At 69.0% G+C, this 13,854-nt stretch carries 16 protein-coding genes; 11 read left to right on the top strand and 5 right to left on the bottom strand.

The annotated features are described in order from the left end of the window. Positions 1-152 precede the first annotated feature (152 nt). Positions 153-2,411, top strand: a complete 2,259-nt coding sequence (locus QH470_RS34780; RefSeq protein ID WP_280276637.1) for a serine/threonine-protein kinase — start codon at positions 153-155, stop codon at positions 2,409-2,411. A 679-nt stretch (positions 2,412-3,090) separates the two neighbouring features. On the opposite strand, the gene QH470_RS34785 is transcribed toward QH470_RS34780, so the two are convergent. Next, positions 3,091-3,750, bottom strand: a complete 660-nt coding sequence (locus QH470_RS34785; RefSeq protein WP_280276649.1) for a response regulator transcription factor — start codon at positions 3,748-3,750, stop codon at positions 3,091-3,093. Positions 3,751-3,950: 200 nt separating this feature from the next. Between QH470_RS34785 and QH470_RS34790 the strand changes: the two genes are divergently transcribed. Beyond that, positions 3,951-4,148 (top strand): hypothetical protein, encoded by a 198-nt coding sequence (locus QH470_RS34790; RefSeq protein WP_280276638.1) that lies wholly within the window; start codon positions 3,951-3,953, stop codon positions 4,146-4,148. 6 nt (positions 4,149-4,154) lie between these two features. On the opposite strand, the gene QH470_RS34795 is transcribed toward QH470_RS34790, so the two are convergent. Further along, positions 4,155-4,727 (bottom strand): GNAT family N-acetyltransferase, encoded by a 573-nt coding sequence (locus QH470_RS34795; protein ID WP_280276639.1) that lies wholly within the window; start codon positions 4,725-4,727, stop codon positions 4,155-4,157. Beyond that, positions 4,724-5,563, bottom strand: a complete 840-nt coding sequence (locus tag QH470_RS34800; protein ID WP_280276640.1) for a GntR family transcriptional regulator — start codon at positions 5,561-5,563, stop codon at positions 4,724-4,726. The genes QH470_RS34795 and QH470_RS34800 overlap by 4 nt, the downstream gene beginning before the upstream one ends. Before the next feature lie 177 nt (positions 5,564-5,740). Between QH470_RS34800 and QH470_RS34805 the strand changes: the two genes are divergently transcribed. Next, on the top strand, positions 5,741-6,241 hold the full coding sequence (locus tag QH470_RS34805) for a DUF4254 domain-containing protein (protein WP_280276641.1): 501 nt from the start codon (positions 5,741-5,743) through the stop codon (positions 6,239-6,241). 3 nt (positions 6,242-6,244) lie between these two features. Here the strand turns inward: QH470_RS34805 and QH470_RS34810 are convergent, their stop codons facing one another. After that, the gene (locus QH470_RS34810) at positions 6,245-6,778 is read right to left on the bottom strand and encodes a hypothetical protein (RefSeq protein WP_280276642.1); all 534 of its coding nucleotides are present in this window, start codon (positions 6,776-6,778) and stop codon (positions 6,245-6,247) included. Between the two features lie 134 nt (positions 6,779-6,912). On the opposite strand from QH470_RS34810, the gene QH470_RS34815 reads away from it, so the two are divergent. After that, on the top strand, positions 6,913-7,908 hold the full coding sequence (locus tag QH470_RS34815; RefSeq protein WP_280276643.1) for a GlxA family transcriptional regulator: 996 nt from the start codon (positions 6,913-6,915) through the stop codon (positions 7,906-7,908). Here QH470_RS34815 and QH470_RS34820 read toward each other — a convergent pair. Further along, positions 7,902-8,834 carry a MinD/ParA family ATP-binding protein gene (locus QH470_RS34820; protein WP_400180043.1) on the bottom strand — a complete coding sequence of 311 codons (933 nt, stop codon included), beginning with the start codon at positions 8,832-8,834 and terminating at the stop codon, positions 7,902-7,904. The genes QH470_RS34815 and QH470_RS34820 overlap by 7 nt on opposite strands. A 63-nt stretch (positions 8,835-8,897) precedes the next feature. Between QH470_RS34820 and QH470_RS34825 the strand changes: the two genes are divergently transcribed. The 7 genes from QH470_RS34825 (at position 8,898) to rpsD (ending at position 13,679) form a co-directional block, all read left to right on the top strand. Then, positions 8,898-9,179 carry a hypothetical protein gene (locus QH470_RS34825; RefSeq protein WP_280276644.1) on the top strand — a complete coding sequence of 94 codons (282 nt, stop codon included), beginning with the start codon at positions 8,898-8,900 and terminating at the stop codon, positions 9,177-9,179. 1,905 nt (positions 9,180-11,084) lie between these two features. Next, a complete protein-coding gene (locus QH470_RS34830) occupies positions 11,085-11,255 on the top strand; it encodes a hypothetical protein (protein ID WP_280276645.1) in 171 nt (56 codons plus the stop codon). Between the two features lie 364 nt (positions 11,256-11,619). Next, the gene (gene infA / locus QH470_RS34835) at positions 11,620-11,841 is read left to right on the top strand and encodes a translation initiation factor IF-1 (protein ID WP_003886926.1); all 222 of its coding nucleotides are present in this window, start codon (positions 11,620-11,622) and stop codon (positions 11,839-11,841) included. A 94-nt stretch (positions 11,842-11,935) separates the two neighbouring features. After that, positions 11,936-12,049, top strand: a complete 114-nt coding sequence (rpmJ, locus tag QH470_RS34840; RefSeq protein ID WP_025347279.1) for a 50S ribosomal protein L36 — start codon at positions 11,936-11,938, stop codon at positions 12,047-12,049. 208 nt (positions 12,050-12,257) lie between these two features. Next, complete coding sequence (rpsM, locus tag QH470_RS34845; RefSeq protein ID WP_280276646.1) at positions 12,258-12,629, top strand: 30S ribosomal protein S13; 372 nt, start codon at positions 12,258-12,260, stop codon at positions 12,627-12,629. Between the two features lie 9 nt (positions 12,630-12,638). Then, on the top strand, positions 12,639-13,052 hold the full coding sequence (gene rpsK, locus QH470_RS34850; RefSeq protein ID WP_280276647.1) for a 30S ribosomal protein S11: 414 nt from the start codon (positions 12,639-12,641) through the stop codon (positions 13,050-13,052). A gap of 21 nt (positions 13,053-13,073) precedes the next feature. Beyond that, complete coding sequence (gene rpsD, locus QH470_RS34855; protein ID WP_280276648.1) at positions 13,074-13,679, top strand: 30S ribosomal protein S4; 606 nt, start codon at positions 13,074-13,076, stop codon at positions 13,677-13,679. The last annotated feature ends 175 nt before the right edge of the window (positions 13,680-13,854 follow it).

Here is a 13,854-nt window from a genome sequence, read left to right on the forward strand (position 1 = left end):
ATCGGCCCCGCCCCGGGCCGCCCCGGGGCAGGCATCCCCCCCGCCCGGGGGCGCGGTTCAGGTTTGCGGGCCAGCACGACGAGCCGTAGGTCTGAGAGGTCGGAATGCCGGACGACGCGACTGTATCCGGCCGCCGGCGCCCACCCGGGTGGGTGGCCCGGCCGCTGCCGGACCAGGATCCGACCCATCGGTGGCCCACTCGCCGCGTCGAACCGACCGCGGCGAGTTTCGGGTATCCGGACGAGGACCTGGAAGACGCTGTGGGGGAAGCTGGTTCGGGCCGGGCGGGGGTCCGATCCCGCCCGAGCGTCCGGCGACTGGGCGCGGGGCTGGTCACACTGCCCGAATCGACCTCCACCGATCCGGACACCGCGATCCTGGCCGATCCCGAGGTGCCCGAGGACAAGCGCTTCTGCTGGAAGTGCTGGCAGCCGGTCGGCCGCTCGTCCGGCGCCACCCGTGCGAAATCCACCGGCACCTGCGCGCACTGCGGGTCGCCGTTCAACTTCCGGCCACTGCTGACTCCCGGCGATGTCGTCGCCGACCAGTACGAGGTGCGGGGATGCCTGGCCTACGGCGGACTCGGCTGGATCCACCTGGCTCGCGACCGCAACGTCAGCGGCCGCTGGGTGGTGCTGAAGGGCCTGCAGAACCCGCTCGATTTCGAGGCCAACGTGGTCGCGCTCGCCGAACGCCAATTCCTCTCGGAGATGGCGCATCCGGCGATCGTCAAGATCTTCAACTTCGTCACGCACCGGACCGTCGACAACATCGCGTGCGGCTACATCGTGATGGAGTACATCGGCGGCCGCTCGCTGAAGACGATGCTCGACGAGCGTGCGCCCGAACGACTTCCGGTCGCCGAGGCCATCGTCTACGTGATGGAGATTCTCCCGGCGCTGGACTACCTGCACTTCTGCGGCCTCGCCTACAACGACCTGAAACCGGACAACATCATGGTGACCGCGGATGAGGTCAAACTCATCGACCTCGGCGCGGTGGCGGCCCGCGAATCCGGCGGAAACCTTTACGGCACAGAGGGTTTTCAGGCACCGGAATACATCGAGACCGGACCGACCGTCGCCTCCGACATCTACACTGTGGGCCGCACCCTGGCCGCGCTCACCCTGCGGCTGCCCACCGACGAGGAGGGGCGGAAGCTGCCGGGGCTGCCCACGCCCGATCAGGAACCGGTGCTGCGTCGGTATCCCACCTTCGAACGTCTGCTGCGCCGGGCCACCGATCCCGCTCCGGCACAGCGGTTTCCGTCCACTTTCGCGATGTACCGGCAGCTCGGCGGGGTGCTGCGGGCCGTGCTCGCCGAGGATCACGACCGCGGCTACCCGCAGGTGTCTTCCGTATTCGGGGCCGCCCGAAGCGATTTCGGCGTCACCACGCTGCTGCGCCAGACCGACGGCATCATCGACGGCCGGCATCGCCCGCCCGAGCTGGAGCCGTCGAGTGTGCTGGCGGCGCTGCCGGTTCCGTTGATCGACGCGGACGATCCCAGCGCGGAGCTGCTGTCTCCGCTGCTGCACGGCGATCCCGGCCAGGCGCTGGAAACCCTGCGGCTGCACCGCGACAGCGTGAACGCGGGCGCGCTGCCCGCCTCGCCGACGGCCGAACTGGAGGAAGGGCTGGCGGCGGTGCGCGCGTACCTGGATCTGCGCGAGGCGGATCGAGCGCGCGCCGAACTGGATCGGCTCGCCCCGGTGTATGCCGCGGACTGGCGGATCGATTGGTACCGCGGCATCGCCGAACTCGGCGTCGGCCGTTTCGAGCGAGCGTATGAGAATTTCGAGCTGGTGCACGGCACGGTTCCTGGCGAGGTGGCGCCGCAGCTGGCGCTGGCCGCCGCCGCCGAACTGCTGTTGCAGGACAGCGCGACCGGTGATCCGGACCGATGGGGGCGGGCGGCGGCGGAGTACTACCGCGCGGTGTGGCGGGTCGATCGAGGCTTGGCGAGCGCGGCGTTCGGGCTGGCTCGCCGTCAGGTCGCCGACGGCGATCGCGCAGCCGCGGTGACGACGCTGCAACAGGTCCCGGAGGTTTCGCGGCACTACAACGCCGCCCGCCTGACCGCCTGCCTGCTGCAGGTCTCCCGGCCGCCGGAGGAACTGACGCAGGCGGAGCTGAGCGAGGCGGAGAATCGTCTGGCCGCGCTGCGCGACGATCCCCGTCAGTTGCAGATGCAGGCCGTGGTGCTCGGCGCGGCGCTGGCCTGGCTGCGCGCCGGGGGCCGCCCGGAACCGGCGGACGCGACGATTCTCGGGCTGCCCTATACGAAGGCGGGGCTGCGCGAGGGGCTGGAAGCGGTGCTGCGGACCGCGGCCCGCACCTCGCCGCGGCGGCTGCACCGCTACGCGCTGGTCGATCTGGCCAATCGCATCCGCCCGCAATCCCTCTGGTGATCCGCCGAATCCCGTTCACTCGCCGGGGTGACTGCCGTTCACGTTCGTGAAACAGGCGATTTCCCCGCGACTGTCATCGTGCAGTGGTGCACGGCGCCGCGTGGGCGGGCGCGGCCGGAGGTCCCGCCGTGGCCCGCCGCAGCCCCGGGGCCAGCCATCGCCTCCGGTTCCGCCGTACCCGCCGGGTCAACCAGAGCCACCGGATGCACCGGAGCTTCCCGGTTAACCGTATCCACCGGGACAGCCGGGTTCCCCACAGCCGCCGGGGCAGCCCTTGCCTCCGGTTCCGCCGGGCCCATCTGAGCCGCCGTATCCACCGGAGCCTCCTGGGCATCCGTATCCATCGGGACAGCCGGAGCCCCCGCAGCCCTAGTGAGCGGATGGAGCCGGCTGCGCAGCCGGTGCAGGCGCCGGGGGTGTGAATGGCGAACTCGATGGCGTGCCGGTGGTGTTTTTTCGCCGGGCACACGGTTTAGCGCTGCGGGTGGGGGATCGGCTGATCGATCTGGAGGTCCGGTTGTGATGGTGGGATGGGATGCGTTGGGGGACAGGCAGACTCGCTTCGCTGTCAGTGTCGCGGGTGCGAACCGATCACCGCGGGCCGAGATGGAACGCATGTTCAACGAACTGTCTGAGGGCGCAGCGAAACCCGATGCCGAGAGCTGAGGTGGCGGCGCCGTCAGGTCTCCCACCGGAACCCGTGCCCTCGTATGGTGGTGATCAGCCCGGGACGGTCGAGTTTGGCGCGCAGCGCGGCCATGTGCACGTCCAGTGCCCGCGAGACCGCGAGGAAGGCATCACCCCAGAGACGGTCCATCAGCTGCTGTCGGCTGACCGCGGACCCGGGGTTCTCGACCAGCACCCGCAGCAGCTCGAATTCCTTGTTGGTCAACGTGACCGGCGCGCCGGCCACGGTCACCTCGCGCGCCCGCAGGTCGACGCGAACGTCGCGGGACTCCACGATCTCCGGTGTGGGCGCGGCGCGCCGGTTCGTGCGTCGGGTGACGACCTCCAGCCGGGCGACCAGTTCCGCGATCCGCGGCGGCTTGACCAGGTAATCGTCGGCCCCGGCACGTAGTCCGCGCACGATCGAGCGTTCGTCGCCGCGCGCCGTGAGCACCACGACGGGTACCGCCGTGACCTGCCGCAACTGCCGCAGCACCTGCAAACCGTCCATATCGGGAAGGCCGAGATCCAGGACGATCGCGTCGTATCCGCGATGGGCCAGCAGCAGATCCGCTCCGCGCCGTTTGAGTTCGACCTCGTGCCCACGCGCCTGGAGCGCCTCGACCAGCGCATCCCCGACGCCCTCATCGTCCTCGACCACCGCGAGCCTCACGGGCCGATCCTTCCAAATCGCAGCGTTCGGCCGCAGCTCTTTGCGGCAACGGGTGGCGGCGGCTGGAATCACCTCGGCGATCCGCGTATTGATCGACGAGGTGAGGCGGGCGCCGTCGGCGGGCATCGCCACCGGCGGATGTTCGTCGGAGATGACGTACCTGCCCGTCGTCGATGTCGTGCCACTTCATCCTGTGCTCGGTGAGACCGCGCGGCCCGAAGACCGATCGGCCCTGGGCCACGATCCGGCCGGCGCGCGCGGCGGCGGTTTCCAGGAAAGTCCTGGACCGCACAATCGGCGACGTGCGCCCGACCGAACTCCCGCCGGGGCGCGGCATCCTGGTCTCGCGCAGCCGCGGGCAGGAGATGATCCACGTCGCCGAACTGCCTGCGCTGTAACGGTTCTCAGTGCGCGTGCAGCTCGCCGCCCGCACTGGTGAGCACCGGCGCCGGCAGCCAGCTGTCGGCGCGGCGCTCGAACAGCGCCCCCGACGGTCCGGACGCCTCCGGCCCGGCGAGGCGGACCAGGCGGAAACCGGCGCGGTGATAGTAGGCGTGCAGGCCGGGGTTGGTGGTCCAGGCGTCCAGCCGCACCCAGGTGCGGTGCCGGGCGCGCGCGATCGCCGCGGCGTGCGCGAGAAGCGCTGTGCCGAGCCGCAATCCGGTGAAGTGCAGGTCCACGATCATGTAGTGCACGACGACGGCGTCGGCGAGTTCGCCCGGCGACCACAGGCCCTCGTCCGCCCGGTCGTTCACGGTGATAGTGCCTGCCGGTTCGCCGTCGACCTCGGCGATCCAGGTCTCCCCGGCGCGCAGCGAGCGCTCGACCGCGCGGGCAAACAGTTCGATGGGCAGTCCGCGCCCCTCCCGTGTCCACTGATCCGAGCCTCGAGCCGCGAGCCAGGCCGTGCGCTGGAGCCGTAGTCGGCAAATGGTGCCGAGGTCGGCCGGACGGGCCTGGCGGATGCGAATCGTCATGGCGAGCCGGGCACCAGCGAGTTACCGAAGGAATGGGAATTGCCCGGCGGATGCGGCGTTCCGAGCGTCTTGCGGATGACCTCCGTGCCGCCGTCGTCGCCCAGTTCGTAGGCGAGCCGGTTGCGCGCGGCGATCGACCGCTGCCGCGTCACCCGGGTGATGCGTTCGGCGTTAGCGCCGATGCGCAGGTGATCCAGCAGCATGGTGCCGGCGCCCACGCCCAGCACGGCGGCCTCCTCGGCGGTGGCGGGCCGGGCCACGACGGTGTCGCGGTGCGCGGTCTCGGGCTGGCCGCGCGCGGCGAGGCGGCGCGTGGTGCCCTCGGGGATGTCGTGCGGGAAGTCGATTCCGGTGGCCTCCGCCAAGTCCCGTGGATAGAAACTGACCTCCCAGGACCAGGGCTCGTTGTCCAGATACTGGACCACCGTGCGGGAGACCACCCAGGAATCCCGCGGAACTCCCAGCCAGTGCGCGACATCGGCGCCGGCGGGTTCCATCCGGGCGCTGAACTGCTTGGATGGCTCGCGGCCCGCCGCGCGCGCGATCTCGGAGAAGATGTCGTGCGAGGACTGGGGGCGGTCGCGGCGAATGTGGCTGGTGACAACCGATTCCAGGACTTCCTGGCTGCGCACGATGGTGCCCCGGGAAGTGGCTGTGTAGAGCAGGTTTTCGGCTACCAGGACCTGAATCGCGTTGCGGGCGGTGGTGATGGAGACGTGCATCTGATCGGCCAGCTCGTTGTGACTGGGTAGTCGATCGCCCGGCTTCCACGTTCCGTTGCGAATCTCCTCCCGGAGGAGGTCTGCGATCCGCTTGTACCTCGGACCGTCGGCCATCTCGCTCCTCGGTTGCTTCTTCAAGAAAAATGCAGTCTACTCCGCGCTCCAGCACGGCGTGTGACCCTTGACACAGGCCTTCAGAGGTTTATTGTAAGGAACGTCCTGAACGATGTGTTGTAACGGCGATGACGGCGAGGCAACGTGGCTGGTTCGGAGACAATCCAGACGGTGGTAATGGCAGTGCCCGATACACCGCAGGCATCGATGGCGGTCCAGACTCTGATGACCGGCTTACTGCCGAGTTCGGACCTGATGCTGCGTGCTTGTCGTGGGCACCGTGTCATCGGCGGACCTTTACTGTGGTTCGCTCGCGATCTCGCGGTGCTACACGAGCGCCGGTCGATCGGCCGTGGTGGATCCGAGCCCGACCCGGATCCCGCCGCTATAGTCGAAATCGACCGGCGCCGAACCGAATTGGTGATGGCGATCGACGACTGGGTGGCGCGTACCGTCCCCCAGCACCGGCTCGGCGCCACGCTGCACACCGAGACCATCGGCTCGGTCATCGACCGGCTTGCCGAGTCCTCGGTGCGTGCCCACCACGCCCTGATGACGCTCGACGCCGACAACGAGGTCCTGCACGGCGCCTGGCATCATCTGGCCGAATTGGCCGACGGCTACGACGATCTCGTGTGCGACGTGCTGGCCGGTCGGCGGCGGCTGCCGGCCTGGTAGCCGTCAGCGGGCGGGCGCCCCACAGGAGGGCAGTGCGCGCGGGGTGATCGCGCGGTTCGGTCGGGTGAGTGCGGGCAGGGGCGGCGGCGTGTGCGGCCCCACATCGATGACGCGGTATGCCCATGCTCCGTCGACGACGTGAGCGCGGCGAAACTTGTTCCAGCCGAACGGCATCTGGTGGACGAGTTCGCCGCGCTCCTCCAAGCGCTCGGACAGTTCGTGCAGTACGTCCAGGGCGTCGGCGAGGCCGGTGAGCACGTCGAGTCCGGCGGTCCCGCGGCGGCCCGCCGTCGCCCAGCGCGCGAAGCCGTCGATCACGATGAAACCCGGATCGGTCCGTGTCGCAATGTGTTTGACGATGATCGCGGCCCTGCGGATGACATCCAGGTCGCCGCGGTCGACGCCGACCGACAGCACCAGGCAGTCGAAGAACGGCCGAGTGGTCCCGATGGCGGACGGCTCGAGTGCGACGGCGCACGGCCCGGCGACGGTGGTGCGGTACGCGAAGCTGTGGCAGCGGCTGGCGTGAATCCTCATCTCGTTCTGCTCTCTCTACCCACGACAGGCTCTGCCCGCGACAGGAAATGTCGCACGAGCCCTGTCTGGAACGGTAGAAGGCCGATTGCGCGAATGTGAGTGTCGCATCCGACACGTTCGGTACTGTTTGCGACATGGACGTCGCAGTGTTCGTCGTGGACGGGGTCGCGGACTTCGGGCTGGCCGCGGTCGTGGAGGTGTTCCGCACCGCCAACCTGCTGCTGGACGAACTCGACACCGCCCCGGACCCGTGGCGGGTGCGGACCGTGTCGCCCGGCAGGAGCGTCCGGTCGGGGCACGGCAATCTGGTTCCCACCACGCCGCTGGCCGAGTTGCCCGCCGACATCGGGACGATCGTCGTGCCCGCGCTGGAGCTGTACGACGCCGAGGGGGTTATCGGTCTCGTCACCGCGGCGGCGAACGGCATTGTGCTGGAACGGATATCGGCCGCGCAGCGGTGCGGTGCGCACGTGGCCGCGGCCTGCACGGGCACGTTCTTCCTGGCCGAATCCGGGGTGCTGGACGGGGGATCGGCGACCACCAGCTGGTGGCTCGGCCCGGCGTTCCGGCGCAGGTATCCGCAGGTCGAGTTGGAGGAGGGGCGCGTGCTGTGCCGCTCCGGGACCATCACCACCGCCGGCGCCGCACTGTCGCATCTGGATCTGGCCCTGGCGATGGTCGCCGCGCAGAGCCCGGCGCTGGCCGAACTGGTGGCGCGGTTCTTTCTGGTGGGCGACCGGCGGACGCAGGTGGCGCTGCCGGAGTTCGTGGCCCGCGGCAATTCCCTGGTGGCCGCCTACGAGCGGTGGGTGCGCGACCACATCGCGGACCAGTTCCAGATCAGCGACGCGGCGGACTCGCTCGGCGTCACCGTGCGCAGCCTGCAGCGCGCCACCCGCGCCGAGATCGGCATGACACCAAGGGATTTCGCGAACGAGATCCGGCTGGAGCGCGCGACCGACCTGCTGCGCAACACCACCCTGACCGTCGACGCGGTGGCCGCGCGGGTGGGCTACCTCAACGCCGGGACGCTGCGGTCGCTGTTCCGGCGCCGCCGCCATCGCAGTCTCGCCGAGGTGCGCGCCTCCCCGCTGTCCTGGGAGGGCGCGCTCGTCGGAACCGGTCAATAGCGTTGGAAGCGCCGGTGATCGGTGGCGAAATCGTCGGCCACGGTCGCCGCCAGCTCGACCAGGGACCGCTTGGTGTTCTTGTGCAGCCGTGCCAGGTCGATCTCGGCGCCCTCGGACAGGTGCGGGTCGTACGGGATGATGTGCACCGCGCGGCAGCGCGACAGGAAATACTCGCGCAACTGCTGGATGCCGACATTCGGTGACCCCGGACGCGGCAGGTTGATCACCACGACGGCATTGCGTACCAGGTGGTCGTGGCCGTGCAGGGACAGCCAGTCCAGCGTCGCCGCGGCACTGCGGGCGCCGTCGATCGCCGACGACGAGATCAGTACCAGCGAGTGGGCCAGATCCAGTACGCCCGCCATCGCCGAATGCATCAGGCCGGTGCCGCAGTCGGTGAGGATGATGTTGTAGTAGCGCTGCAGAATCCGCGCCACCCGGCGGTACTCGTCCTCGCTGAACGACTCCGAAGCGGCCGGATCCCGTTCGCTGGCAAGCACTTCCAGGCGGCTCGTGGCCTGCGAGGTGTGCCGCCGCACGTCGCCGTAGCTGCTGATGGCCTGGTCCAGCAGCAGGTCGCGCACCGTGGAACGGGTCTGTAGCGGCACTCGCTGCGAGAGCGTGCCGAAGTCCGGGTTGGCGTCGACCGCGATGACCCGATCGCCGCGAATGGAGGCGAAGATCGAGCCGATGCCCATCGTGGTGGTGGTCTTGCCGACGCCGCCCTTCAGCGACAGCACCGCGATCCGGTAGTCCCCGCGCACCGGTTGCCGGATCCGCGCGACGAGTTCCTGCAGCCGCAACTCCTCGGCCGACATGCCCGGATTGATCGCACCGCCGGACATGTGGTGCACCGCGCGCCGCCACCCCGACCCGGGAGCCTTCTTGGCCCGCCGCACCGGCACATCGTCCAACGACGGCTGCACCCCCGGCGGGTGTTGGTATTCCGCCGGTTGCTGGTACTGCGATGGCTGTTGATACTCCGCCGGTTGCTGATAATGCGATGGCTGTTGATACTCCGGCGGCTGCTGATAATGCGATGGCTGCTGGTATTCCGGCGGTTGTCGGTACTGCGGCGGCTGCTGGTATTCGGCCGGCTGATACTGCGACGGTTGCTTATCCTGCTGCGTTTGCTGAAACTGTTGCGGCTGTTGCGGATAGGGCTGCCCGGCACCCGGCTGCTGCTCCGGCGCAGGCGACAGCCATTGCCCCCGCGCGTCCTCGGGTCCCGCATACCTGGGGTCTCCGAGCTCATCGCTCCCCGGTGCTGAGCCATGGCCACCCGGTCCCACCACTGGACCCGCCTGTGGCACATTCCGCTGCTCCGGCGGAGGTGACAGCCACTGTCCCCGCGCCGCGTCCTCAGGTTCCCCATACCGCGGATCCCTGGGCCTATCGCTCTCCGGCGCCGAGCCATGGACACCCGGCCCCACCGCTGGACCCGCTTGCGGCACATAGCGCTGCGTCGCCTCATCCCCCGGCGCCGGCCAGTGCTCTCCCCGAACTCCGCCTTGGTGCTCTCCGCCACCACTGATCGGTGCACGGCCCCCCGGCCCCGCCGTCCCGTCCGCAGGCGCGCCATACGGGCTCTGCCAGGTGGGTTGGCCGGATGCCCCGCCGAGCGGGGCGGCTGTACTCGAGTGGGTTCCCGGAGCCGAATCGTGGGGTTGGCCGGTGCCTTCGGCGTGGCCGCCCGGTCCCGGCGTTCCGTCTGTGGGTGCGGGGCTCGGAGTGTGCCAGGCGGGTTGGCCGGTGGCTACGCTGCGTGGGCCGGTAACTCCGCCGGTTTGTGCGTGGCCGCCCGGCCCCGGTGTTCCGTCCGCGGGCGCTGCCCAAGAGTTGTTGTGCGGGCCGGTGTTACCGCTGGTGGGGGAGTGGGCGGCGGGGCGTCCGGAGTCACTGAGGGGTGCGCTGTTCGGCGCTTGGGCCTGGTTGATGCCTTCGAAGCCGGGGCCGAGGCTGGGGTGTGTCGATGCTGGAGGTTGTTCGCTGGGGAAACCCGTTGTGCCGCTTGCGTTGTCCGTGTCGGGGAAGCGGACGGCACTCTGTCCCTCGGACGCGGTCCGGTGCGGGGGCTCGTTCGATACCGGGGAGTTGTTGTCCGGCTGGGTAATACCGGGTTGTGCACGCTGTCCGGTGAAATCCGATGCCGCGGAGGTGGTTCCGGATGCGGCGGAAGGGGTTCGGCCGGCGTCGGGGGCGTTGCCGGGAATTCGGTTGGGGGCGGCGGGCGCACCGCTCGTCCCTGGGCCGTCGTTACGTGCGTCGCCCGGCTGCGGGGTGACGACCTGTGGGCCCGTTGTGTTTTCGCGTGGTGCGTACGCGGCGAAAGCCTGAGCCCCCGCCTCGCCGCCCGGGAATGCGGTGCCGGAGTCCACCGGGCCGTTGTCGCCACCGTGGGCCGCGCCTTGGGTGGGCGACGGCTGCTCGGTGGAGGCACGGTCGCCGGGAACGGCCCAACTCGGCGCGGGTCCGTCCGCTCGCGGGTTCCGCTCGTCGGGGAACGGGCTCAATCGAGGCGGGGGCGCAGGGGCCGACTCCGTGGGCGATGCGCCCGTATCCAGCCACTGCGGAACGGCCTCGTCCGAATGCGGGCGGCTCGGAGCGACGCCACCGGCTGCCGAACCAGTGCCCGAATCGTCAGTGCCCTCAGGCCTCGCCGAGTCCGGGCGCACACCCGGAGGCTCCGGCAACGGCGGCCGAGTACCCCGCTCGGGCGGCGGCGGCAAATCCGGCCGCCCGGCCGCATCAGTCCCGGAGCCCGGCAGCGCCGAGCCGGAAAACCCTTGCGGCGCAGGAGGATTAGACGGTGTCTGCCACGCCGGTTGCGATTCTCCAACAGGGGAAGAAGGCCGAGGCTCAGGGCTCAGCGGCTGCGCCGGTGCCTCCGGCCCAGCCCCTGTGGATGGCTGTGCACCCGCACCGGTCTGCCACGGAGCCTCCGGCGGCGCGGAAGCCTGCGGAGCCGACTGCCACGAGGGTTGCGGGTTCGGTCCGGATCCCCATGCGGCGTCGGGTAGGGGCGGGCGGCCCCACTCGGCGGGTGGCTCCTGGGAGTCGGACTTGTCCTTGCGCCAACCCAGCCGGCGCTTCTTGCCGCCTTCCGATTCCGACTTGTCCTCGGATTTGCGCTTGGCGCGCTTCTTCAGCGGCTCCTGCTCGGGAATGAGCTCCTCATGCGGCAGGTTCTGCACCGGAGCCTCGTAGCCGACCTGCGTGACATCGCTCTCGGACAGCCACGGCGGCAGCATGGGGAGTTCGTTGTTACGACTCACGACTGCGCCTCGCTAGCGGTCGGGTTCGCCGTCGCCGAGCGCGCCGCCGCGACCGGTCGCTGGCTGCGCTGACTCACGGATCCCCCTGGATCTGCTGTACCTGGTACCTGGACAGGGCGTAGTTTACGCGAGCGCACACGGTCGCGATGGGCCGCGCTACCCAGGGCCGGGACACCGTACGGCAATCGTGACGCAGGCTGTGTCGGGGCACGATCTCGGCGGCGGACGCGCGCCGATCGGGGCGCATTTGGCCGTGAAGGACACGCGCAGGTAAGCTTGATCGGCGGTGCACCTACCCGCCGGTCGTTTCGTGTCCGCATGTTGCTTCCGGAGAGTATGTCACCAGGTCGATGCACGTGCACGCAAAACTGCAATGACAAGCTAGCCGAAGAGTTGGGCCCAGCCAGGGACCGGCGTAAACGGGATCGCGGAGGATATGGCGAAGAAAGACGGGGCCATCGAGGTCGAGGGTCGAGTTATCGAGCCGCTGCCCAATGCGATGTTCCGGATCGAGCTGGAGAACGGTCACAAGGTTCTCGCGCACATCAGCGGCAAGATGCGGCAGCACTACATTCGCATCCTGCCCGAGGACCGCGTGGTCGTGGAGCTGTCGCCTTACGACTTGTCCCGCGGCCGCATCGTCTACCGCTACAAGTGACCGCGCGCCGCGCGGTGTAAAGGACTTCCCCGGCCATCAGGTCCGGGGAAAAGCTGTGTTCACACCCCGTGAACCACAACCAGATTGGACGGACGTGAAGGTTCAGCCCAGCGTCAAGAAGATCTGCGAGAAGTGCAAGGTGATCCGCCGCAACGGCCGGGTCATGGTGATCTGCGACAACCTGCGCCACAAGCAGCGTCAGGGCTAGGGACCAGGGGCTCGCCCCGGGACCCAGCAGCACCGGCCAAGCACCGATCGTCGATCGGATTGGCACAAGAGAAGACCTCCCAGCGCCACTGGGTATCGACGAGCCCCGCAAGGGGGCGGATGCCCGAACACCCCCGGTACGGAGGCCGGGGCCCCATACGAGGGGACGGACAGGGAGCAGACCTCCGCAACGATAAGGAATTGCCACCATGGCACGTCTGATGGGCGTCGACCTTCCGCGCGACAAGCGCATGGAGGTCGCACTGACCTACATTTTCGGCATCGGCCGTACTCGCGCCAAGGAGGTCCTGGACCAGACCGGCATCAGCCCGGACCTGCGTTCGAAGGATCTCACCGACGACGACCTGACCAAGCTGCGCGACTACATCGAAGCGTCGGACTACAAGGTCGAGGGTGACCTGCGCCGCGAGGTGCAGGCCGACATCCGCCGCAAGATCGAGATCGGCTGCTACCAGGGCATCCGCCATCGTCGCCACCTGCCGGTGCGCGGCCAGCGGACCAAGACCAATGCGCGCACGCGCAAGGGTCCGAAGAAGACCGTCGCCGGCAAGAAGAAGTAGGGATAACCGATGCCTCCGAAGAGTCGGGCCTCCGGCCCCAAGAAGACCCAGAAGGCGCGTCGCCGGGACAAGAAGAACATCCCGCACGGCCACGCGCACATCAAGAGCACGTTCAACAACACCATCGTCTCGATCACCGACCCCGAGGGCAACGTCATCGCGTGGGCGTCGTCGGGTCACGTCGGGTTCAAGGGTTCGCGCAAGTCGACCCCGTTCGCCGCGCAGCTCGCTGCCGAGAACGCTGCCCGCAAGGCGCAGGAGAACGGCGTCAAGAAGGTCGACGTATTCGTCAAGGGCCCGGGTTCGGGCCGTGAGACCGCGATCCGCTCGCTGCAGGCCACCGGCCTCGAGGTGGGTTCGATTTCCGATGTCACCCCGCAGCCGCACAACGGCTGCCGTCCGCCCAAGCGGCGTCGCGTCTAGCGGGAAGGAAGGTAGAGAGATATGGCTCGTTACACCGGCCCCATCACCCGCAAGTCGCGTCGCCTGCGCGTCGACCTCGTCGGCGGTGATCAGGCGTTCGAACGTCGCCCCTACCCGCCCGGCCAGCATGGCCGCGCGCGGATCAAGGAGAGCGAGTACCTGGTCCAGCTGCAGGAGAAGCAGAAGGCTCGCTTCACCTACGGCGTCATGGAGAAGCAGTTCCGCCGCTACTACGAAGAGGCGAACCGCCGCAAGGGCCAGACCGGCCACAACATGCTGCAGCTGCTCGAGACCCGGCTGGACAACGTGGTCTACCGCGCCGGACTGGCCCGCACCCGCCGCCAGGCCCGCCAGCTGGTGAGCCACGGCCACCTGCTGGTCAACGGCAAGAAGGTCGACGTCCCCAGCTTCCAGGTCTCCCAGTACGACATCATCGATGTCAAGGAGAAGTCGCTGGGCACGCTGCCGTTCCAGGTGGCGCGCGAGACCCAGGGCGACCGCCCGATCCCGGGCTGGCTGCAGGTGGTGCCGAACCGGCTGCGGATCCTGGTCCACCAGTTGCCGGAGCGTGCGCAGATCGACGTGCCGATCAACGAACAGCTCATCGTCGAGTACTACTCGAAGTAAGGCTGAGCGTTGCTGCTGTCCCTCGGCATTCCAGCCTCGTCAACCCGGCATGGGTTTTGGGGGGGTAACCGATTCGGGCCAAAACAATACCGGAAGTAAGGGGGGGGTTGGCGCCGGACGAATTCTCGGCCGACACCCTGGTGTCGTTCTTCCGCGCCACCGGAACGGCCGCGGC

The organism is Nocardia wallacei, from assembly GCF_029868745.1.
GTDB lineage: Bacteria > Actinomycetota > Actinomycetes > Mycobacteriales > Mycobacteriaceae > Nocardia > Nocardia wallacei_B.

Excerpts from the sequence above, each read along its gene's own strand:
- QH470_RS34795 (WP_280276639.1), bottom strand. The coding sequence starts at position 4,727 with ATGACGATTCGCATCCGCCAGGCCCGTCCGGCCGACCTCGGCACCATT.
- QH470_RS34800 (WP_280276640.1), bottom strand. The coding sequence starts at position 5,563 with ATGGCCGACGGTCCGAGGTACAAGCGGATCGCAGACCTCCTCCGGGAG.
- QH470_RS34805 (WP_280276641.1), top strand. The coding sequence starts at position 5,741 with ATGGCAGTGCCCGATACACCGCAGGCATCGATGGCGGTCCAGACTCTG.
- QH470_RS34810 (WP_280276642.1), bottom strand. The coding sequence starts at position 6,778 with ATGAGGATTCACGCCAGCCGCTGCCACAGCTTCGCGTACCGCACCACC.
- QH470_RS34815 (WP_280276643.1), top strand. The coding sequence starts at position 6,913 with ATGGACGTCGCAGTGTTCGTCGTGGACGGGGTCGCGGACTTCGGGCTG.
- QH470_RS34830 (WP_280276645.1), top strand. The coding sequence starts at position 11,085 with ATGCGGCAGGTTCTGCACCGGAGCCTCGTAGCCGACCTGCGTGACATC.
- infA (WP_003886926.1), top strand. The coding sequence starts at position 11,620 with ATGGCGAAGAAAGACGGGGCCATCGAGGTCGAGGGTCGAGTTATCGAG.
- rpsM (WP_280276646.1), top strand. The coding sequence starts at position 12,258 with ATGGCACGTCTGATGGGCGTCGACCTTCCGCGCGACAAGCGCATGGAG.
- rpsK (WP_280276647.1), top strand. The coding sequence starts at position 12,639 with ATGCCTCCGAAGAGTCGGGCCTCCGGCCCCAAGAAGACCCAGAAGGCG.
- rpsD (WP_280276648.1), top strand. The coding sequence starts at position 13,074 with ATGGCTCGTTACACCGGCCCCATCACCCGCAAGTCGCGTCGCCTGCGC.